24 protein-coding genes are annotated in these 20,740 nt (G+C 66.3%); 13 read left to right on the plus strand and 11 right to left on the minus strand.

Annotated features, from left to right (window positions below):
• From RMO40_RS13685 to RMO40_RS13705, 5 genes are all read left to right on the plus strand, one after another.
• On the plus strand, positions 1-901 hold a 901-nt coding region (locus RMO40_RS13685), incomplete at its 5' end, for an ABC transporter substrate-binding protein (RefSeq protein WP_309722119.1).
• Positions 902-1,018: 117 nt separating this feature from the next.
• Entirely contained in the window at positions 1,019-1,906 is an 888-nt protein-coding gene (gene ntrB, locus RMO40_RS13690) for a nitrate ABC transporter permease (RefSeq protein WP_309722122.1), read from the plus strand.
• A complete protein-coding gene (locus RMO40_RS13695; protein WP_309722125.1) occupies positions 1,896-2,780 on the plus strand; it encodes a nitrate ABC transporter ATP-binding protein in 885 nt (294 codons plus the stop codon). Before ntrB ends, RMO40_RS13695 begins: the two co-directional genes overlap by 11 nt.
• A 37-nt stretch (positions 2,781-2,817) precedes the next feature.
• A complete protein-coding gene (cynS, locus tag RMO40_RS13700) occupies positions 2,818-3,261 on the plus strand; it encodes a cyanase (protein ID WP_309722127.1) in 444 nt (147 codons plus the stop codon).
• A gap of 5 nt (positions 3,262-3,266) precedes the next feature.
• Positions 3,267-3,734 (plus strand): nuclear transport factor 2 family protein, encoded by a 468-nt coding sequence (locus tag RMO40_RS13705; protein WP_309722130.1) that lies wholly within the window; start codon positions 3,267-3,269, stop codon positions 3,732-3,734.
• Positions 3,735-3,738: 4 nt separating this feature from the next.
• On the opposite strand, the gene RMO40_RS13710 is transcribed toward RMO40_RS13705, so the two are convergent.
• Positions 3,739-4,545, minus strand: a complete 807-nt coding sequence (locus RMO40_RS13710; RefSeq protein ID WP_309722139.1) for a helix-turn-helix domain-containing protein — start codon at positions 4,543-4,545, stop codon at positions 3,739-3,741.
• Between the two features lie 100 nt (positions 4,546-4,645).
• Between RMO40_RS13710 and RMO40_RS13715 the strand changes: the two genes are divergently transcribed.
• The 3 genes from RMO40_RS13715 to RMO40_RS13725 are packed head-to-tail and all read left to right on the plus strand — an operon-like array spanning position 4,646 to position 6,761.
• Positions 4,646-5,005, plus strand: a complete 360-nt coding sequence (locus RMO40_RS13715) for a DUF3703 domain-containing protein (RefSeq protein WP_309722142.1) — start codon at positions 4,646-4,648, stop codon at positions 5,003-5,005.
• Positions 5,006-5,028: 23 nt separating this feature from the next.
• Positions 5,029-5,469: a FixH family protein gene (locus tag RMO40_RS13720; RefSeq protein WP_309722145.1), complete on the plus strand. Its 441-nt coding sequence runs from the start codon at positions 5,029-5,031 to the stop codon at positions 5,467-5,469.
• A 5-nt stretch (positions 5,470-5,474) separates the two neighbouring features.
• Positions 5,475-6,761, plus strand: a complete 1,287-nt coding sequence (locus RMO40_RS13725) for a cytochrome c peroxidase (RefSeq protein ID WP_309722147.1) — start codon at positions 5,475-5,477, stop codon at positions 6,759-6,761.
• 4 nt (positions 6,762-6,765) lie between these two features.
• On the opposite strand, the gene RMO40_RS13730 is transcribed toward RMO40_RS13725, so the two are convergent.
• From RMO40_RS13730 to RMO40_RS13755, 6 genes are all read right to left on the minus strand, one after another.
• Entirely contained in the window at positions 6,766-7,254 is a 489-nt protein-coding gene (locus tag RMO40_RS13730; RefSeq protein ID WP_309722149.1) for a deaminase, read from the minus strand.
• 15 nt (positions 7,255-7,269) lie between these two features.
• Entirely contained in the window at positions 7,270-8,367 is a 1,098-nt protein-coding gene (locus RMO40_RS13735; protein WP_309722151.1) for an ABC transporter ATP-binding protein, read from the minus strand.
• Positions 8,364-9,182, minus strand: a complete 819-nt coding sequence (locus tag RMO40_RS13740) for an ABC transporter permease subunit (RefSeq protein WP_309722154.1) — start codon at positions 9,180-9,182, stop codon at positions 8,364-8,366. Before RMO40_RS13740 ends, RMO40_RS13735 begins: the two co-directional genes overlap by 4 nt.
• A 103-nt stretch (positions 9,183-9,285) precedes the next feature.
• Positions 9,286-10,200, minus strand: a complete 915-nt coding sequence (locus RMO40_RS13745) for an ABC transporter permease subunit (protein ID WP_309722157.1) — start codon at positions 10,198-10,200, stop codon at positions 9,286-9,288.
• A 22-nt stretch (positions 10,201-10,222) separates the two neighbouring features.
• Positions 10,223-11,359 (minus strand): extracellular solute-binding protein, encoded by a 1,137-nt coding sequence (locus RMO40_RS13750; protein ID WP_309722159.1) that lies wholly within the window; start codon positions 11,357-11,359, stop codon positions 10,223-10,225.
• A 120-nt stretch (positions 11,360-11,479) separates the two neighbouring features.
• The gene (locus RMO40_RS13755; protein ID WP_309722162.1) at positions 11,480-12,982 is read right to left on the minus strand and encodes an amidohydrolase family protein; all 1,503 of its coding nucleotides are present in this window, start codon (positions 12,980-12,982) and stop codon (positions 11,480-11,482) included.
• Between the two features lie 25 nt (positions 12,983-13,007).
• Here RMO40_RS13755 and RMO40_RS13760 point away from each other — a divergent pair, with 25 nt between their 5' ends.
• From RMO40_RS13760 to RMO40_RS13775, 4 genes are all read left to right on the plus strand, one after another.
• Positions 13,008-13,427 (plus strand): DUF454 family protein, encoded by a 420-nt coding sequence (locus tag RMO40_RS13760; protein WP_309722165.1) that lies wholly within the window; start codon positions 13,008-13,010, stop codon positions 13,425-13,427.
• A 110-nt stretch (positions 13,428-13,537) separates the two neighbouring features.
• Positions 13,538-14,650 (plus strand): GGDEF domain-containing protein, encoded by a 1,113-nt coding sequence (locus RMO40_RS13765; RefSeq protein WP_309722167.1) that lies wholly within the window; start codon positions 13,538-13,540, stop codon positions 14,648-14,650.
• A gap of 67 nt (positions 14,651-14,717) precedes the next feature.
• A complete protein-coding gene (locus RMO40_RS13770) occupies positions 14,718-14,927 on the plus strand; it encodes a DUF3606 domain-containing protein (RefSeq protein ID WP_309722170.1) in 210 nt (69 codons plus the stop codon).
• Between the two features lie 99 nt (positions 14,928-15,026).
• Positions 15,027-15,149 (plus strand): hypothetical protein, encoded by a 123-nt coding sequence (locus RMO40_RS13775; RefSeq protein ID WP_309722173.1) that lies wholly within the window; start codon positions 15,027-15,029, stop codon positions 15,147-15,149.
• 174 nt (positions 15,150-15,323) lie between these two features.
• On the opposite strand, the gene mltA is transcribed toward RMO40_RS13775, so the two are convergent.
• The 3 genes from mltA to apaG all read right to left on the minus strand — a co-directional run bounded on the left by mltA (position 15,324) and on the right by apaG (position 18,991).
• On the minus strand, positions 15,324-16,469 hold the full coding sequence (gene mltA / locus RMO40_RS13780; RefSeq protein WP_309722176.1) for an MltA domain-containing protein: 1,146 nt from the start codon (positions 16,467-16,469) through the stop codon (positions 15,324-15,326).
• A 117-nt stretch (positions 16,470-16,586) separates the two neighbouring features.
• Positions 16,587-18,617, minus strand: a complete 2,031-nt coding sequence (locus RMO40_RS13785; protein ID WP_309722179.1) for a site-specific recombinase — start codon at positions 18,615-18,617, stop codon at positions 16,587-16,589.
• Positions 18,617-18,991: a Co2+/Mg2+ efflux protein ApaG gene (apaG, locus tag RMO40_RS13790; RefSeq protein WP_309722182.1), complete on the minus strand. Its 375-nt coding sequence runs from the start codon at positions 18,989-18,991 to the stop codon at positions 18,617-18,619. The genes RMO40_RS13785 and apaG overlap by 1 nt, the downstream gene beginning before the upstream one ends.
• A 35-nt stretch (positions 18,992-19,026) precedes the next feature.
• Between apaG and rpe the strand changes: the two genes are divergently transcribed.
• Positions 19,027-19,713, plus strand: coding sequence for a ribulose-phosphate 3-epimerase (gene rpe, locus RMO40_RS13795; RefSeq protein ID WP_309722186.1), 687 nt, complete (start codon positions 19,027-19,029; stop codon positions 19,711-19,713).
• 50 nt (positions 19,714-19,763) lie between these two features.
• Here the strand turns inward: rpe and RMO40_RS13800 are convergent, their stop codons facing one another.
• Complete coding sequence (locus RMO40_RS13800; RefSeq protein ID WP_489660163.1) at positions 19,764-20,372, minus strand: chalcone isomerase family protein; 609 nt, start codon at positions 20,370-20,372, stop codon at positions 19,764-19,766.
• Positions 20,373-20,740 lie beyond the last annotated feature (368 nt).

Consider the following 20,740-nt stretch of genomic DNA (forward strand, 5'->3'; position numbering starts at 1 on the left):
GTCGCCGATGCCGCTGGCCATGACCATGGGGCTGGGCTCCAACCAGGTCGGCATGAACGTCGCCAGCATCCAGAACACCAACGGCCAGGCCATCACGCTCGCGCTCAAGCACAAGGACAACCGCGACCCGAAAAACTGGAAGGGCTTCAAGTTCGCCGTGCCCTTCGAGTTCTCGATGCACAACTTCCTGCTGCGCTACTACCTGGCCGAGGCCGGCATCGACCCCGACCGCGACGTGCAGATCCGCGTGGTGCCGCCGCCCGAGATGGTGGCCAACCTGCGCGCCGGCAACATCGACGGCTTTCTCGGTCCCGACCCGTTCAACCAGCGTGCGGTGTTCGAAGAGATCGGCTTCATCCACCTGCTCACCAAGGACCTGTGGAACGGCCACCCGTGCTGCGCCTTTGGCACCAGCACCGAGTTCATTCAAAAGAACCCGAACACCTTTGCCGCGCTCTACCGCGCGGTGCTCACCTCGGCCGCGATGGCACGCGAGGCCAAGAACCGCGAGCTCATCGCCAAGGTGATCGCGCCGCAGGCCTACCTGAACCAGCCCGAGGCGGTGATTGCGCAAGTGCTCACCGGCAAGTTTGCCGACGGGCTGGGCAACGTGCGCACCGTGCCCGACCGGGCCGACTTCGACCCGATGCCGTGGCAGAGCATGGCGGTGTGGATGCTCACGCAGATGAAGCGCTGGGGTTACATCAAGGGTGACGTCAACTACAAGCAGATCGCCGAGAAGGTGTACCTGCTGACCGATGCCAAGAAGACGATGAAGGAGCTGGGCCAGAAGGTGCCCGAAGGCGCGTACCCCAAGTTCACCATCATGGGCAAGGTGTTCGACGCCGACAAGGCGCAGGCCTATGCCGATGGGTTTGCCGTCAAGCGGCTGCCGGCGTGAGTGCACTTCCGTTCGCCCTGAGCCTGTCGAAGGGCTGGTTCGCCTGTCACCTGGGCTTCGACAGGCTCAGCCCGAACGGAGGGGTTGGGCTCCGCCCGAACGGGTGGGGGGTGACGCATGGCTAGCCTGCGCGTCAAGGCCGCGCTGCTGTCGGCGCTGATCCTGTTGCTGATGCTGGCGGTGTGGCATGTGGCCACGCTGCCGAAGCTGAGCTCAGCCAGCGCCGCCAGCACGGCGCCGACGCTCACACCCGAGCAGCTGGAATACGCCAAGCTGATGGGCAAAGAGCCGGGGCAAGATGCGTCGGCCTCGCCGTCGGCGAAAGCCAGCTTCCCCACGCTGGCGCAAGTGGGCCGCACTTTTGTCGACCAGTTGTCGAAACCGTTTTACGACAACGGCCCCAATGACAAAGGCATCGGCTTGCAGCTGGGTTACTCGCTGGGGCGGGTGGGGCTGGGGTATCTGCTCGCGGCGTTGGTCGCCATACCGCTCGGCTTCTTGATCGGCATGAGCCCGCTGGTCTACCGCGCGCTCGACCCGTTCATCCAGGTGCTCAAACCGATCTCACCGCTGGCGTGGATGCCGATTGCGCTCTACACCATCAAGGACTCGTCGCTCTCGGGCATCTTCGTCATCTTCATCTGCTCGGTGTGGCCGATGTTGATCAACACGGCTTTCGGTGTGAGCACCGTCAGGCGTGAATGGCTCAACGTCGCCAAGACCTTGGAGGTGGGCCCGCTGCGCCGCGCCTTCGAGGTGATTTTGCCGGCGGCGGCGCCGACCATCCTCACCGGCATGCGCATCAGCATGGGCATCGCCTGGCTGGTGATCGTGGCGGCCGAGATGCTGGTGGGTGGCACCGGCATCGGCTACTTCGTGTGGAACGAGTGGAACAACCTCTCGCTCACCAACGTGATCTTCGCCATCGTGGTGATCGGTGTGGTGGGCATGTTGCTCGACGCGATGTTTGCTCGGCTGCAAAGGGCGGTGACCTATGTCGACTAAGCCGTTCTTGCAAATTGAGGGGCTCGCCAAAACTTACCCGGGCAGCGCCGAGCCGGTGTTCGACAGCGTCAACTTCGGCATCGATCGCGGCGAGTTCGTCTGCATCATCGGCCACAGTGGCTGCGGCAAGACGACCATCCTCAACGTGCTCGCCGGGTTGGAGCACGCGACCGAAGGCCATGTGTTCATGGACGGGCGTGAGGTCGCCGGCCCCAGCCTGGAGCGCGGCGTGGTGTTCCAGGGCCACGCGCTGATGCCCTGGCTCACGGTGCGCAAGAACATCGCGTTTGCGGTGCGCAGCAAGTGGCCGAGCTGGACAGCCGCGCAGGTCAACGTGCAGGTGGAAAAGTATGTCGACATGGTGGGCCTGAGCGCCGCCATCGACAAGAAGCCCTCGGCCCTCTCAGGCGGCATGAAGCAGCGGGTGGGCATTGCGCGCGCGTTTGCCATCCAGCCCAAGATGCTCTTGCTCGACGAGCCCTTTGGCGCGCTCGATGCGCTGACACGCGGCACCATCCAAGACGAGTTGCTGCGCATCTGCGCTGAGACGCACCAGACGGTGTTCATGATCACCCACGACGTCGATGAAGCCGTGCTGCTGGCCGACAAGATCTTGCTGATGAGCAACGGCCCGCAGGCGCGTGTGGCCGAAGTGGTGGTCAACACCATGCCGCGTCACAGGCAACGCGCGAGCCTGCACCACGACCCGCAGTACTACCTGATCCGCAACCACCTGGTCGACTTTCTGGTGACGCGCTCCAAAGACTTGTCGCATGGCAAGGCCCCGGCGCTGCCACCTGAAGTGAAACCCGGGCTGGAACAAACCACCACCGAACCGCCACCGCGCAGCGTGCCGCTGCAGCGTGTGGTCTGACTGAACTTTTCCCGCAACCCCCAAAGAGGAGCACCCCATGAGCCGAATCGACGTCACCGAAAAAATCATCACCACCAAGGTGGCCAAGGGCATCAAATGGTCTGACGTGGCCACCAAGGTCGGCCTGAGCAAGGAGTGGGTCACCGCCGCCTGCCTCGGCCAGATGACGCTCGACGCCAAGCAGGCCGGCATCGTCGGAGAGATCTTCGGCTTGAGCGATGCCGAGCAGACGTGGCTGCAGGTCGTGCCCTACAAAGGCTCGCTGCCGACGAGCGTGCCGACCGATCCGCTGATTTACCGCTTCTATGAGTTGGTGAGCGTGTACGGCACCACCTTCAAGGAGCTGATCCATGAAGAGTTCGGCGACGGCATCATGAGCGCGATCGATTTCAAGATGGACATGAAGCGCGAGGCCGACCCGAAGGGCGATCGGGTGAGCATCGTGATGTCGGGCAAGTTTTTGCCGTACAAGACTTACTGAGTCGCATGGAAACCCGCCCACCCCTCCCGCCCTTCACCGATGAGACCGCACGACAAAAGGTGCGCCTCGCCGAAGACGCCTGGAACTCGCGCGACCCCGATCGCGTGGTCGGCGTCTACACCGAAGACACCCGCTGGCGCAACCGCGCCGAGTTCCCGGTGGGTCGTGCGCAGGTGCGCGAGTTTTTGCAGCGCAAGTGGGCGCGTGAGCTCGACTACCGGCTGATCAAGGAGCTGTGGGCCTTCAACGGCGCGCGCATCGGCGTGCGCTTCGCCTACGAGTTTCACGACGACTCTGGCCAGTGGTTTCGCAGCTACGGCAACGAAAACTGGGAGTTCAACGAACACGGGCTGATGATGCGGCGCTACGCCAGCATCAACGACTTGCCGATCCAGCCAGGTGATCGGCTCTTTCACTGGCCGCTCGGCCGCCGGCCCGACGAGCACGCGAGCCTGAGCGAGTTGGGGCTCTGAGCCGCTACTCCTGCACCAGCGCCGCCGGGTTCAGGCCAAACATGCGCCTGAAGGTGCGGGTGAGGTGGGCCGAATCGGCGAAGCCGGCTTCGTGTGCGGCTTGTGTCCAGGAGTGGCCGGCCATGGACGATTGCACGGCGGCGTTGAGCCGCAACCACAGCACGTAAACCCGAAAGCCGGTGCCTGTCTCCTGCACAAACAGGTGGCGCAGGCGGCTGGGTGAGAGCGCCGCTGCCTCAGCCGCACTCGCCAGCGTGACACCGCTTTTCAGTTGCGCCTGCGCATGGGCGATGGCCTTGGCCACCCTCGGGTCGACGGGCTCGGCCGGGGCGGGCACACCGGCTAGCACGGCCAGTGCCGAGCGGGCCGCTGCGATGGTGGCCTCGGCGGGCGCGTGCAATACCTGGCGCAGCGCCTCGGCCATGAGCTGACGCTCTTGCTCGGGCAGCGCGGTGATGGTCGCGTCGCCCAGCCACACGCGCAGCGCGCGGCCCTCGGGGGTGTCGGGTTCGACAAAGATCTGCGCCACCGTGGGCGCGCTGTCGCCCTGGAACTGGTGCAGCCGGTTCGAGCCCACCAGCGCGCCGGCGTAACCGGTCCAGCCGCTTTCGCCTTCGCTGCGAAACAGGCACACGCCATCGAGGGCCAGGGAGATCTGCAAGGCATGGTGGCTGTGCCAGTCAACGCGGCCTTCGCCACGGCCGATCCACAAGCTGCCGCCTGTCCAGAACAGCACACGCCCGGCGGCCAGCACCCTGGCCGCCGGGCTGCCGTGTGGGCGTGCTGTCGGGGTGGTGAGACCTGATTCCATGGTGCTGCCTGGGTGCAACTCAGCCCTTACGTTCAATTCGCAGGGGCGCGATGTGCAGAGAATTCTTCCACACACCACCCCTGCCCGCGAGGAGCTGCCCATGACCCGATACGCCCGCCAGATTCGCCCCCATGTCGACGCCGAGCTGGCCGCGGCGCGCGCGGCACCGAGCGCGGTCGACGCCTTTCGCCACCTGGAGCGTGCCCACGTGCTGGGGCAGAGCGCCACCGTGCTGCACGTGCGGGCGCACTGGCACATGCTGCGCTGGGGTGTGGCCCAGCGCAGCCTGCGCGAGGTGCGCGGCCAGCTGCTGCGCCTGGTGGGGGCCGCCACCAAGACGGCCATCGGCTGGGTGCCGCGTGGCAACACCGGCGGCAGCAACGTGCCGCCCTGGAAAGCGCTGCCGGTGGAGCCGCCACTGCAGCGGTTGATCGACAGCGCACGCAACACCTCTCATTGACCCTTTCCCTGGAGTTTTCAACCATGTTCACGCTTGTTCAACGTTCGCGGTTCGCACCCCTTCTGCTGCTGGTCGTGGCGGCCTGCAGCGCACCACCGCGCGACCTCAACACCTCGCTCGAACGCACCACGCAAGAAGGTCGTTATGTTGTCTCGATGCAACCCCCCGCCACGCCACCGGCGATCAACCAGCTGCATGCCTGGCAGGTGAAGCTGCGCACGCCCGACGGCCAGCCGGTGAGCCGCGCCCGCATCGATATCGACGGCGGCATGCCGCAACACGGCCACGGCCTGCCCACCCGCCCGCGGGTCACGCGTGAGCTGAGCGACGGCACCTACCTGATCGAGGGCATGAAGTTCAGCATGACCGGCTGGTGGGAGATCAAGCTCGCGGTGCAGTCGGCGCAAGGCGCTGACAAGGTGACCTTCAACACCGTGGTGCAGAACCCGGCCAAGGGCGAGTGAGTGCCATGCGCCCGTCGGGCCTGATCTCGCTGGGCCTGTGCGCGGCGGTGCTCGGGGTGTTGCCGCTCTTGTGCGGCTTTGGCCAGGCGCCGCTGCGCGACGCCTGGGCGGCCGATGAGCTGGTGGTGCTGAGCTCGCTGCAGCTGAGCAAGCTGCCGCCTGCACCGGTTGACGAGTCGAACCGTGTCGAGACTTTGCCCGCCGCGGTCGCGCTCGGCCGACGCTTCTTTCACGAGGCGCGCTTCAGCCGCGACCAGAGCGTCTCGTGCGCCAGCTGCCACGCGCCGGAGCAGCAGTTCCAGGACGGCTTGCCGGTGTCACGCGGCATGGCCGAAGGCCGGCGGCGCGCCATGCCGTTGGTGGCGGTGGCGCACAGCCCCTGGAAGTTTTGGGACGGCCGCAAAGACAGCCTGTGGTCGCAGGCCCTGGGCCCGCTGGAAGACGCGGCCGAACACGGCAGCAACCGCACGCGCATCGCGCAGCGGGTGCGTGAGCACCACCGCCGCGACTACGAGGCGGTGTTTGGTGCGCTGCCCGACATGAGCCGCTGGCCGGCCGATGCAGGCCCGTTAGGAACACCCGTCGAGCGTGCGGCCTGGGCTGCCATGCCGGCCGAGGCCCGTGCGGCGGCGAGCCGTGTGTTTGCCAACCTGGGCAAGGCGATCGCGGCCTATGAGCGCAGCTTGCAATATGGCGAGTCGCGCTTTGATCGATACGTGCAGGCCACGCTGCGCCGTGATGCCGCCGGCCAGCAGGTGCTGAGTCCGGCCGAGGTGAACGGCTTGCGCGCTTTCATCGGCAGCGGGCAGTGCGTGACCTGCCACAACGGGCCCTTGTTCAGCGACCAGCACTTCCACAACACCGGCGTGCCACAGCGCGACCCGGCGCGGCCGGACCTGGGCCGGGCCTCGGCCGTGGCGGCTGTGGTGCGCGACGAGTTCAACTGCCTCGGCCCTTACAGCGACGCCGACAAGACGCAAGGCTGCGCGGAGCTGCGCTTCGTGGTCGGCGAGGACGACCCGACGCTCAAGGGTGCCTTCAAGACACCCAGCCTGCGCAACGTGGCGCTGCGCCCACCCTATATGCACGCGGGCCAGCTCGCCACGCTGCAGCAGGTGGTGGCGCACTACGCCAGGTCACCTGCGGCCAGCGTGGGCCACAGCGAGCTGGCGCACGCGAGCAAAGGCCACGCCGACCGGAAACCGATTCGCCTGACCGAAGCGCAGGCGCGTGATGTGGTGGCGTTTTTGCAGACCTTGTCGGGCCCGGTGAACGAGGGCGTGTCGCCCTGAGTGCTCAGGCGCGTTGGTTGGCCCAGGCCTTGAGCACCGCAATGGCCTCGGGCGCCATCTGCTGCTCGGCGGGCATGCGGCGTTCATCCACCGGGCTGCCGGCTTCGGCGCGCAGCAGGTCGCAGTCGATCGGGTGGCGATGTTCGGGCTTGAGCGCCTCGAAGGCCGCACCCGACTGCGCCAGCGAAGCCGCGTAAAACAGCCGCGCAATACCGGCCACCTGCATGGCCGCCACACACAGCGCGCAGGGTTCGCACGAGGTGTAGAGCTCGCAGCCCGACAGGTCGACGGTTTCGAGCCGACGGCAGGCATCACGAATGGCCTCGACCTCGCCGTGCGAGGTGGGGTCGAAGTGGGCGCGCGAGTGGTTGAAGCCCTCGCCGACCAGGCAACTGTTCTTCACCACCACCGCGCCGAAGGGCTCCGTGCCGGGCGTGCTCAGAGCCTGCTGCGACAGCGCAATCGCGCGTGCCATGAAAGCGGGTTCGTACATGGTCGTTGCTCCTTATCAAGCGGCTTGCGGCAGCAGCCACGCATGCCGTGGGTCCCAGCTCAGGCTGACACGCCGGCCGGGCACCAGGCCCAGCGACTCGATCTCGTGCTGCTGCTTCTGCACACGAAACTCGCCCGCCCCGGCCACCTCGACAAACACCGTCTGCGTCGAGCCCACGAACTCGAGGCCCAGCACCGTGCCGTCGATGCGCGGCAGGCCGGGTGCCACGTCGGTGCCCTCGGCCGCCACCGAGATGCGGTCGCCGGCCACCACGAAGCTGGCGGGGGCGCCATGCGGCCGCATCTCCCTGGCCGGTACCTGGAAGGCGCCGTGCGTGCTGAGCACTTCCACATGGCCGTCGCTGCTCGCCAGCACCTGGCCTTCGACCAGGTTGTTCATGCCGATGAAGTTGGCGACAAACGCGTTCACCGGCTCGCGGTACACGTCTTGTGGCTTGCCCACTTGCTGGATCACGCCGTCGCCCATGATGACGATGCGGTCGGCCAGGGCAAACGCTTCCGATTGCGCATGTGTCACGTAGACGAAGGTGATGCGCAGCTCGCGGTGCAGCCGCGCCAGCTCGGTCTGCATGCGGGTGCGCAGGTGGGCGTCGAGCGCGCTCAAGGGCTCATCGAGCAGCAGGATCGACGGCTGGGTGACCAGCGCGCGGGCGATGGCCACACGCTGGCGCTGGCCGCCTGAGAGCTGCGAGATCTGGCGGTCGGCCATGCCGGCCAGGCCCATGCGGTCGAGCCACTCCAGCGCACGCTTGCGGCGCTCGTCGGCGCCTAGCTTTTTCATGCGCAGCGGGAAGGCCACGTTGTCGGCCACCGACAAGAAGGGAAACAAGGCCAGGCTCTGCCACACCATCGGGGTGTCGCGCTGGTGGGCGGGCACACCCTTCATGCTGTGGCCGCCGATGTGGACCTCGCCGGCGGTGGGCTCGTCGAGCCCGGCGATCAGGCGCAGTGTGGTCGACTTGCCGCAGCCCGACGGGCCCATGATGGCGATGAACTCGCCGGCTGCGATGTCGAGGTCGATGCCACGCACGGCGTGGTGGCCGGCGAAGCGCTTCTCGACCGCCTGGAGTGAAACGTAAGGTGGTGTGCTCATGGTGTCTCGATGGCGGTGTGGCGGCCGGCTTTGACGCCGACAAAACGCTGCGCCACCAGCACCAGCGTGATGCTGATCACCATCACCACGGTGCCGATGGCGTTGATCTTCGGGTTCACCTGGCCTTGCAGCAGGTTGAGGATGCGCACCGGCAGCGTCTCGTGCACCCCACCGACAAACCACGCGATCATGAATTCGTCGAACGACACGGCGGCCGACAAGAAAAACGAGGCGATCAGCGCGGGTTTGCAAAACGGGATCACCACCCGCACGAGTGCGGTGAAGGGCGAGGCGCCCAGGTTCCACGCCGCCTGCTCCAGGTCGGCCCCCAACTCGCCGAGGCGCAGCCGGATGATGGCCATCGAGAACGAGGCCGCAATCGCCACATGGCAGGCCATGATGGTTTCGGTGCGGCCGAACAGGCCCATGCGCGACAGGAAGGCCAGCATCGCCATGCCCAGGATGGTGGCTGGCACGGCGGGTGGTATGGCCACCAGCAACACGAAGCTCGATTGACCGCGAAAGCGGTAGCGGTAGTCGAGGTAGGCCGCGGCAAAACCGAGCCCGGTAGAGAACACGGCGGTGCCCAGACCCACCATCACGCTGTTCTTGAAGGCGTCGATCACCATCTCGTCTTGCAAGATGGCGCGGTGCCACTCCAGGCTGAAGCCGCCCCACGGAATGGCCGGGAAGCGGTTGGCGTCGAATGAATACACCACGATCACGAGCATCGGCGCGGCGATGAAGGCAAACAGCGCCAGCACCCAGGCGACTTGCAGCGCGCGTGAAAGGCGGATGAGGGCGGGTTGTTTCACGGCTGCTCCACCTGGCTCCGTTCGCACTGAGCCTGTCGAAGTGCAAGCACACAGCTGTGCGCTGGCTTCGACAGGCTCAGCCCGAACGGAAAAGGGTGAACTTTCATCTGGACCCTCTCGAGGCAAACCATCGCCCGAGCCCGAACACCGCCGCCAGCACGATCAACATGGCCACGCCGATCACCGACGCGCGCGGCCACTGCGAGCCCGACTTGACGGTGTCGACGATCAGGATTGACAGCGTGGGCGGTTTGCTGCCGGTCATGAACAGGGGGCTCACGTAGTCACCAAATGCGAGCAGGAAGGAGGTGGTGGCGGCCAGTGCGAGGGCGGGTCGCACGGCCGGGATCAGCACATGTGCGATCACGCGGCTGCGGCGGTAGCCCATGTTTTCGGCAGCTTCGATCAGCGTGGGGTCGACGCCCGACAGCGCGAAGGTGAGGATCAGCACTGCAATCGGCAGCGTGAGCGTGAGCAGGCCGATCTGCAGCGAAAACGTGCCTCCCAGCATGGGCAGCGCACCGATGCCCACCCACTGCAGCGCGCTGTTGACCATGCCCTCGGGGCTGAGCACGATCTGCCAGGCGTAGATGCGCAGCATGTAGCTGGAGAACACCGGCAGCACCAGCATCGCCACCGCCAGGTCGCGCAGACGGGTGGGCAGGCGCAAGGCAATCGTGTAGGCCGCCGGGAAGGCCAGCAACAACGCGAGCACGGTGGTGGTGCTCGCGATGAGCAGGGTGTGGATCAGCGCCGAATGGAAGGTCCCCGAACCGAGGATGCGCTCCCAGTTGTCGAACACGAACGCCGGCTCGAGGCGGAACGACTTCACCTGCCAGAAGGTGATGACCACCAGGAACAGCAGCGGTGCTGCGAAGAACACCGCCTGCCACGCGACCACCGGCACGCCGAGCACCAGCGGCAGCACCGCCGGTGCGCCCGCCGTGCGCGCGCGGTGCGGCGGCGTGCCGGCGGGGATGAAGCTCACCTCGGGGCTGTAGGCGGCGGGCTCGGCCATGGCCATTGCCGGGCTTTTCGGCTCAGAGGCTCTTGAACTGGCTCCAGGTGTCGTTCCAGTCTTCGATCGACTGCTGCTTGGGCAGCTGGCGCAGCTGGATCTTCTTGGCCTTGTACTCGTCCATCACGTTGGGGCCCTTGAGCGTCATGCGCAGCAGTTGGGCTTCTTGCGGCTTGGTGTCGTTGAGCAGCTTCCACGCCGGCATCGACGGGATGCTCTTGCGGTTGTCGACCTTGGTCGCCATCGCCACCTGGGCGCGCGGTGTGAGCGAGTACTGGATGAACTTGCGGGCGAGGTCTTTCTTGCTCGTGCCTTTGACGATGGAGAGCGACTCGGTGTACTGCAAACCACCTTCGTCGGGAATGATGGTGTCGACCGGCACGCCGCTGGTGCGCAGGCCGAGCGTGATCCATTCGCCGATGCCGGGGATGAGCTGCGCGCGGCCGTTGGTCATCGACGAGAAGATGTCGGCGATGGTGTAGAAGCCCGAGGCCTGCGACTTCAGCGAGAACATCTTCTTCTTCATCGCCTCGAACTTGGCCTTGTCGATGTCATACGGCGGGCGGTTGCCGTTGGCCAGGCTCATGCAGCCCATGGAAGGCAGGTACCAGTCGAAGAAGCCGACCTTGCCCTTGGCCTTTTCGCTCCACAGCACCGAGTACGACGACACCTCCTTGGCGGTGAAGGCCTTGGTGTTGTAAGAGATGCCGAGGTAGCCGAAGTCGAGCATCACGCCGTAGAGCTTGTTGTCCATCCAGTGCAGCGGGAACTTCTGGAATTCGGGCCACAGGTCCTTGAGCGGGTAGTCGGCCGGGTCGAGCGGCTCGATGAAGTCGGCGGCCTTCAGGAGGTGCATGTACTCGGCGTCGGCCAGCACCACGTCGAAGGTGCCGGGGGGCGACTGGTTGACGACGGCCATCATCTGGTCACCGCCCACGTATTCCTTGATGCGGATCTTCACGCCGTGCAGCTTCTCGAACTCGCCGACGATCGACGGGTCGGCATTGCCGGGCCACGACAGGTAGTTCAACACCTTCGGGTCGGACGCGTCGGCGGCGCTGGGCAACAGGGCCGAGCCGACGCCTACGCTGGCGCCGAGGGCCACGCCGGTCTTGATGAACTGACGGCGATTGGGAGACGAGGAAACGGGGTCGGTCATGAGAGCGCTCCTGGCGGTTGGATTCTGCGAAACCAGATGTGCATACAGTTTGTGCATGCACTGTTGACAACGCATCAACCGTGCCAAAGCGCGGCGCACCAAGCTGGCGTCACCGACCCTTCACAGACCCAAGGGCCCGCCGTAACGGTGCACGTGAAACGGGCTGCGGCACAGGCCGATGCAGAAGCTGCCCACGGCTTGCTCGAGTGCGTCGGCCAGGTAAGTGCCTTGTGCATTGGCCACACTCAGCTCGGCCACGGCGGCCTGCGCCTGCTGCGCCAGTTGAGCGAGATCGCTGCGTACGTGCCGGCCGTGTTCGACCACCCACTGGCCACCCACCATCACGTGGCGCACGCTGGTGGCGTCTTCGGTCAGCACCACTTGGTTCGCCGGGTCGTTGAACGGGATCCAGTTGATGGCGTGGAGGTCGAGGAACACGATGTCGGCCACGTGCCCCACGGCGAGCTGGCCGGCCTTGTGGAAGCCGGTGGCGCGCGCACCGCCCACGGTGGCGGCGCTGAACACTTCGGGTGCAGTGAGCCAGCGTGTGTAGTCGGGGCCGCGCACGTTCGACACCATCGAGGCGTAGCGCATGGCCTCGTACATGTTCTGGTTGTCGGCGCACAGCGCGCCATCGGTGCCAATGGCGAGGTTGACGCCCAGCTCCAGCATGCGGCGCGAGTCGGCGATGCCGGCGCCCAGGCGCATGTTGCTGCCGGGGTTGTGCGACACCGACGAGCCGTGCGCGGCGAGGCGGCGCATGTCGTCGTCGTCGAGCCACACGCCGTGCGCGACGGTGAAGCTGGGGCCGAGCATGCCGAGCTGCTCGAAGTGCGCGGTGAGCGAGTGGCCCCATCGCTGCAGCGCGGCCACCGCCTGCACTTTCGATTCGGCCACGTGCGATTGCAGCGGTGCGTTGTACTTGGCCGCCAATTGTGCGCAGCCGCGTGTGAGCTCGTCGGAGCAGTGCAGCGGAATGGTCGGCGCGATGCCGAGTTGCACCTGTGAGGTGTCGTGCGGCCAGCGTTGCAGCGCTTCTTCCATCTGCCGCAAGATGAAGCCGGTGTCGCCCGGGCCAGCGTCGAGTTGTTGACGCAGGTGTTCGGGCAGCATGTCGTACAAACCGGGAATCGCCTTGTAGAACGAGATGTCTTGCAGCATCGGCGCCACCACCGCGCGCATGCCGGCATTCACATAGGCCTGGCCGATGGCGATGAGCTCGTCGACGGTGACCAGCGGGAAGCCGAAGGTCAGGTCATAACAGCTGGTGCAACCCTTTTGCAGCATCTCGACCGCCCCGAGCGTGGTGTTGAGTGCTTTTTGCGCGAGCGTCTGGTTGGCGGCCCAACCCGGCGCACCATTGAGCAGCAGTTCGAGCGACCAACGGTCGTGCGTGGCCTTCGCCAGGTTGGTGCTGCCATGGGTGTGGCCGTTGATGAGGCCGGCGTGCAACAAGAGGCCACTGGCATCGAAGACCGGCACATCGGGCGGCGCCGCAAAACCGGGCTCGCCCCGCTGCGTGATGACACCGTTGGTGAGCAGCAGGTCGGTGAACGGGGCGCTGCGCGTGGCCGCATCGAGCAGCCGGCCGCCGCGGAGGAGCAAAGACGTGGTGAGGGGCATGGGGAAGCCTCGTTAGCATCGGGGCATGACGCACGAGGCACAGAGCAAGTTCCATACGCGATGGCAACGCCCGTTGTGGCTGCTGGCCGGTGGGTTGAGCCTGCTGGTCGGCCTGATCGGCATCTTCTTGCCGCTCTTGCCCACCACGCCGCTGGTGCTGCTGGCGGCTTACTGCTTCTCACGGGGCAGCAAGCGCTGGGAGGCCTGGATGCTCGCGCACCCCCGCTTCGGCCCGATGGTGCGTGACTGGCGTGAGAGCCGCGCCGTGCCCTTGCGCGCCAAACAACTGGCCACGGTGATGATGACGATCAGCTCGGTGGGCACCTGGTGGGTGATCGCCTCACCCTGGCGCTGGGCACCGGGGGTGTGCTGCCTGATGGTGGCGCTGTGGTTGTGGTCTTTGCCCACGGCGGCGCCGCGCCCGAAGGAAGTCGGTAAGAGTTGACGCCCGCAGCCCCGGGTCAGGGGGTGCATTTCGTGTGGTGTGTGCTTTCGCACGGGGCGGTGAAGGGGTACCGTTCAGCCCTTGCGCCCGCTGCCGATAACGAAGCTGACATGAATCGAGCCGTAGTTTCCTCCTGGGTTGACGCCGTACTCGGCACCGACCGGAACCAGCGTGTGCGGGTGACGCAGTCGCTCGTGGCGTCTTCGCTGTACCTCGGCCTGAGCGCCATCGTGTGGCTGGGTGTGTGGATGGGCGTGATCGAGCAGCTGCCTGCGGCCGTGCTCACCTCGGCGGTGCTCGGTGCTTCCGTGGTGTTTTATGCCGTCATCCGCAGCGGACGCAACCTGCGTTTCACGGCTGACCCGGCCTTGACCCAGGTGCAAGGCCTGTACTGCGTGCTGGCCTGCAGTGCGGCGTATGCGGTGGCCGGCCCGATCCGCGGCGCGGTGCTGATGCTGTTGCTCACCGGCCAGTTTTTCGGCGTGTTCTCCCTCAGCCCCTCTCAGGCACGCCGCACCGCCTTGGTGGGGGTGGTGGCGGTGGGTCTCACCATGGCTTGGTGCGCTTACACCGACCCGGTTCAATTCCCGCCGCAAGTGGAGTTGCTGACCTTCTTGCTGGTGGCGCTGTTGTTGCCCACCGTCGGCTGGTTGGCCGGCAAGCTGAGCGCCATGCGCACCAAGCTGCGGGTGCAAAAGGCCCAGCTCGAGAGTGCGCTCGCACAAAACCGCCTGCTGGCCACACAAGACGAGCTCACCGGCTTGTCGAACCGCCGCCACATGACGGCGCTGATGATGGCCGAGCGCGGCCGCCAGCACCGCAGCCGCAGCCCGATCAGCATGGTGCTGATGGACATCGACCATTTCAAGCGCATCAACGACGGCTGCGGCCACCAGGCCGGTGACCAGGTGCTGCAGATCTTTGCCGACGTGATCACCCACGGCCTGCGGGCCGGCGACGCCTTGGCGCGCTGGGGCGGCGAAGAGTTCTTGCTGATGCTGCCCAACACCTCGGCCGACGACGCGCTGGTGTGCGTGGAGCGCATGCGCGGCCAGCTGGCCGCACGCAGCTTCGATCACATCGAGCCCAAGCTGGCGGTGACCTTCTCGGCCGGCATCGGTGTGTGCGATCTCGAGGACCGCATGGACGCCATCATCGAGCGCGCCGACCGCGCCATGTACCGCGCCAAGACGGCGGGCCGCAACCGAACCGTGGTGGCCTGAGCTGGCTCAAGTCTGCAGGGTGTTTGGCCGATAAATCAGGCATCTCATCGCCATCGATTGCGACGCCATGCAACCCGACCAAAGCACCATCCTCGAAGGCCCCGGCCACCCGCAAGTCGACCTCGCCGACCCGTTGGAGGTGGCTCGCTGGTCCTGGCTGCTCGACGTGCCCGACCTGCAGATCCACCACGCCGTGCGCCTGGTGGGCAGCAATGGCGAGGCCGTGGCGCACTACATCGAGTTTTTCGGTCGCCCGACCGGGCGACACCGTCACTGAGCTGGCACGAAGATCGCTCTCCAGCAGTTAACAGCTCCTGATCCCCTGTGGAGCTGCCAATAGCCGCCCAAACGGGTCGGTTTTACTGCTGGAACTCACATGACTGACAAACATCGTCATCGCCACCATCACGCACCCCAAGGGTATTTGCCTAACTGGGCGCTGGTGGCTTTTGCTGCCGCGTCGATCCTGATCGTCGGTCTGGCGCATTCGCTGATCTGACCCCTCTCTGGCCCTGGAGGGTTCGCGATGGATGGCGTGATCTCGCCGACGATGAAAGAGGCGGCGCGCGTACCGGCCTGAGGCGCGAATCAAAGACCGTTCGGGCTGAGGTGTCGAAGCCTTGCACCGCTAGAGCGGGCCTTCGATACCTCGGGCTGAACGGTTGGTGGTGGGTCAGCGAGGCCAGAGCACCCACATCCTGAGCGGCTGCTTCATCCGCCCGGCTTGCTGCTCCGCCACCTCCCCCCAGCCCCAGAAGTAGTCGGCCCGCACGGCACCGGTGATCGCGCTGCCGGTGTCTTGCGCCATCACCAGTCGGCGCAAGGGGGTGTTCGACAACGGCTCGGTCGTGTCCAGCCAGACCGGCGTGCCGTAGGGCACGCTTTGCGCATCGACCGCGATCGAGCGGCCGGGTGTCAGCGGCACGTTCTGCGCGCCGCGCGGGCCCGATGCGGGGTCGGGCAGGGGCTCTTCGCGGAAGAACACAAAGCGCGGGTTGCTCCTCAACATCTCGTTCACGCGCCGCGGGTTGGCACGCGCCCAAGTCTTGATCGCTGGCCACGAGGCCTGCTCCGGGCGCAGCTGGCCTTGTTCGATCAGCCACTTGCCCACCGATTTGTAGGGCAGGTCGTTGTGGCCGGCATACGCCACCCGCACCAGTTTGCGTTGTCCGTTGGCTTCAGTGAGGCTGAGGCGACCCGAGCCCTGGATCTGCAGGATCAGCGCGTCCAGCGGGTCGGAGACGTAGGCGAAGGCCATGCCTTTCAGGGAGGCCTGGGCGGGCCGCTGGGTGTCGATCTGCTGGCGCGTCCAGTACGGTTTGCGGGTGGCCAAGTCGGCCGGCGGGCCATACAGCGCAAAACGAAACACGCCGTTGGGCACCCGCCGCGCTTCGACCAGTGGCTCGAAGTAGCCGGTGATCAGGCCTTCGGCCGAACCCTCCAGCGACTCGACCCGCCACGGTTGCAGGCGCTGGCGCAACCAGGCGCGGGCCGAGGCGTCTGAGGCCGGCGGCAGCGTGCGTGCATCGCTGCACACGCGGGCCCACTCGAGCGGCGGTTTGTCGCAGCCGCGCAGCAGGGCGGGCCAGAGTTCGGTGGTGGCATCGAGCTCCCAGCCGGGCAGGTCGGCCCAGTCGGCGCTGACCCAGCGCGAGCGGGGGCGCTGCATCACGGTGGCAGCGGGCGGGGCTGCGGGCCGGTCCACCACAGGGGGTGGCGGTGCACTCGGGTAAGGCGCGGGCGGGCTCGCGCAACTGGCAAGCAGGCCTAGAATCGCGGCCGCCAGGAGCCCCCTGCCGCCATCAACAAAGACGTTCATCATGGGTTTGCTGTTGCTCGAAGCGCTGGCCGCGTTGGCGGTGTTGGTGTTGATCGTGTGGTGGACCATGTTTTCGGGCCGCAAGGGCGGCGAGCGTCGCAAGGAAGATGACGAACGCTAGGGCCTGTGAACGCCCTGGGATTTCGGGGGCAGGATGAACGACAGCGGCGCACGCCACAGGCGCTGGCGTATCGCCCGGTAGATGCGGCTGCGGTCGGTGAGGCGGATGCCGCGTGAGCGCAGTGCCACCTTGAAAGCCAGGAAGAAACTCACGCCCAGGTTGAGCGCGCCGGTGAACACCACCGCCGCCAGGCACCACCAGAACGGCCCGTTCTGGAGCACGTCGAAGCCCAGCGCACCCACCGCGGCGGCCAGCTGGCCGGTTGACAGCGTGACGTGCCGCACCTCGATCGGCAGCCCGAAGAACAGCAGCACCACCGGCACGATGCCCAGCATCAACCCGAGCGAGATATTCGCCGCGTAGCCCGAGATGTTGGCGCGCCAGTAGGCCGCCCAACGCTGTGCACGCGCCGAGCCCAGACGGGCAACGATGCGTGGGTTCCAGGCGATGGCGCTGTCGATGCGGTGCCAGACGAACCAGTTTTCAACCCAGCCCGCGATGATCGAGCTGGCAAACAGCAACACGCCGGTGAAGGCGGCGAAGAACACCGTGGGGCCGAGCAGAGTGAGCGAGTGCAGCACGTGCTCGGCGTCTTTGGTGCCAATGGGCGTGGCGCCAAAGATGAACTGGCAGGCGAGCTGCACCCCCAGCACCAGCGGCACCACCATCGCCAGGTTGCCGACGATGCCCGCCGCCTGCGAGCGGATCAGGTGGGTCACTTCGTCGACGAAGCCTTCGACCGCTTCGTCGCTGCCCATGTCGGTGAGCTTGTCGGCCATGGCGGGCGCCGTCATCGCGGGCTGCTTGGTCGCCAGGGTGAAGTGCAGCAGGTGGATCAGCACGAAGCTCGCGGCGTAGTTGACGCCGGCCCAGAACCCGCCCCAGAAGGCGGTCAAGCCGATCGCCAGGATGAAGAATTTGAGGAAGGTGGTGCCGGCGACCACCGCGCCGCCGCCGGCTGCCGCGCGCAGCATCGACCGGTAGGCTGCCGCGTCACGGGTGATGTAGTGCTCGCCGGTTTCGGCGCTGCGCTCGGCCACCTTGCGCGCGAGCAGCGAGTAGTGGTGCGAAAACAGCGCGCGCAGGCTGCGCCGCTCTTCGGCGGTGCGCACCAGGGCGGCCACGAGCTTCACGACCTCGGGCGTCGGGTCGGGGCTGACCACACAGACCAGCAGCTCCTCGATGCGGTGGCTGCGCTTGAGCAACTGGTCGACCTCGAACACCACATCGACCGAGACGCCGTGTTCTTCGAGGTGGTTGTTGACGCTGAGCGCGCAGCGGCGGCAGCTGTCGAGCAGGGCACGCAGGTACTGGGCTTCTTGCAGCAGCGCCGCGTGGTCGCCCGACACCGCGTGCTCGCGCACGCGCTCGGCCACTGGCGCGAGCTGGCGAAACGGCGCGTCGGCGAGCAATTCGGTGCTCATGCGCTCGCGCAACTGCGGAGAGAAGCCGGCCGCGCGCACCGCGCTCGACAAGAACATCATCGCGTCGAGAAACGGCGTGCGCCAGTCGGGCACCGGCTCGCCGTCGGCCGGCTGCAGCAAGGCGGTGATGCGCTCGGCGGTTGCGGCGTCGAGCCGGTCCAGCCAGAGGGCGTCGTCCGGCTCGGGAAACAGCAGGTTGAACAGTTCGGCCAGGTTGGTGGTGGCCGGCGTGGCGGGCAGCAGCCGCAGGCGCAGGCGTTGGCCCAGTTCGCTGCCCAGGTTCATGCGGGGCGCGAAGCCGAAATCGGCCAGCAGGCCGGCGATGTCGACCTCGCGGCAAAAGCGCAGCAGCAGGGCTGACACCTGCTCACGGTACTCGGGGTGGCGCTCCAGCACATTGAGCAGGTGGCGCAGGCGCAGCAGCGGCGTGGGCGTCTGCTGGTTCTCCAACGGCACGGCGGCGTGGCGCAGCCATTCGAGCAGGCGCACCAGCCACAGATGGCGCTCGGGCAGGCTGGCCGAGGCGTCGGCGGCGTTGAGCAGCGCGCTCAGGTCCCAGGCGCCGGCATTCTGCGGCCGCAATGCTTTGCCGGCCGACGTCATCAGTGCAGCGCGGAGGGCAGGGAAAGGCCGAACTCGGGCACCACCGTGTCGAACGGCTGCGCGTCTTCGGTCATGCAGAAGAAGGTGCCGCGCATGCTGCCCTGCGACGTGGCGATGCGCGTCCAGCTGGTGTATTCGAAGCGCTCGCCCGGTTTGAGCAGAGGCTGCTGGCCGACCACCGCCAGGCCGCGCACCTCTTCGGTGTGGCCGCGCGCGTCGGTGATGACCCAGTGGCGGGCGATCAGCTGCGCGGCGATGCTGCCGGTATTGCGGATGGTGATGGTGTAGGCGAATGCATAGGCGCCGGCCTCGACGTCCGACTGTTCGGGCAAGAGGCGCACGCTGACGCTGCAAGTGAATTCGGGCTTGGACATGCGCTGCATTCTAGGGAGACTCCTAGAATTGCCGGATGACAAAGCCCACCTACCGCATCGCCCCCAGCATCTTGTCGGCCGACTTCGCCCGCCTGGGTGATGAAGTGAAGAGCGTCATCGCCGCCGGCGCCGACTGGATCCACTTCGACGTGATGGACAACCACTACGTGCCCAACCTGACCTTCGGGCCGATGATCTGCGAGGCGCTGCGCAAACATTCGGTCAAGGCCGACGGCAGCCCAGTGCCGATCGACGTGCACCTGATGGTGCAGCCGGTCGATTCACTCGCCCTGGCCTTCTGCAAGGCGGGCGCCGATCTGGTGAGCTTTCACCCCGATGCCAGCGCGCATGTCGACCGCACGCTGCAGCTCATCAAGGGCGAAGGCAAGCAGGCCGGGCTGGTGTTCAACCCGGCGCAACCGCTCGACGTGCTGGAGTGGGTGATCGACAAGGTCGACCTGATCTTGATCATGAGCGTGAACCCGGGCTTTGGCGGGCAGAGCTTCATCCCCGCGATGCTTCAGAAGATCGAACAGGCCCGCAAGATCATCGACCAGAGCGGGCGCGACATCCGGCTTGAAGTGGACGGCGGCATCAAGGTCGACAACATCCGCCAGGTGGCGGAGGCCGGGGCCGACACTTTTGTGGCCGGTAGCGCGATCTTCGGCAAGCCTGACTACAAGAGCGTGATCGACGCGATGCGTGTGCAACTGGGCGGCTGATGCCCGTTCCAGACGGGGCCGAGGCGGACCTCTTCGCGAACTCGTCCGGATCAGTTGTTGCCGGGGGTGTTGGCGGGCTTGTTGCCCAGCAGCGCGTCTTTAAGCATGGGGTCGGCAGGTGATTGGCCCAGCCAGATTTTCATGAGGGCCGAGAAAAACTCGGGCTCCTTGATCGGGTCTGTGGTGGCTTTGCCGTTGATCAGAATCGTGGTGCCCACACCTGGGACCCAATCGATCGAGAAGGATTCACCGGCGCTGAGCTTCTTCTTGATGAAGAAGATGTCGCTCATCTTCAGGGTGCCAGGAATGGATTTGGAGAATTCGTCGCGCGGCGCGTTGTCTTGCATGCCGCGGGTGAACAGTTTGCCGAGTTCGGAGCCGTTGATGTCGCGCAGCATCACGATGTGGATGCGCTTCGGGCCGGGGGTGGCCAGCACGGCCTCGGTGGTGGCGGCCTTCTTGGTCAGGTACAGGCCCGCGGTGTAGACCTTGAAGATCGCCTTGTATCGGATGCCCGCGCCGTTGAGCACCAGCGGCGTGTTGGCCACCTGCTGGCTGCCTTCATATTTCACGCCGGCCACTTCGGTGGGCTGGGCTTGGGCCAGAGTGGCGGCGCTCAGCAGCAAAGTGGCGACCGAGAAGGAAATCAAACGACGAATCACGGGACTCTCCACGACAACAAAGGGCAAACGTCGCACAAAGGTGCACATCCGAGCGCCGGATTGTGACGATTCGTCACCGATTTGTCTGTGATGGTTTCCCGGTGCCGCGCCGGCGCACGGACAGCCGGTGGGCTGCTGCTACACTTTTTGCATGTTCATCGCGCGCAAACAAACCAAAGGGTCGAACGACCGGGGAGCATGGCCCTGGCGTTGCCAGCCTGCTCGGGTTTAGTTTGCCGCTGGCCACCAAGTTCTTCAGCTGAACTGCGTGCGCCCCGGCTCCACCGGCTGCCTTCTCGGCAACCGACCGTTGAATCAAATCACCACGCGGGCCGCTCACAAGCCGCCCGCCGGGCCGTGGAGGG

The organism is Rhizobacter sp., from assembly GCF_031412075.1.
Lineage (GTDB): Bacteria > Pseudomonadota > Gammaproteobacteria > Burkholderiales > Burkholderiaceae_C > Rhizobacter.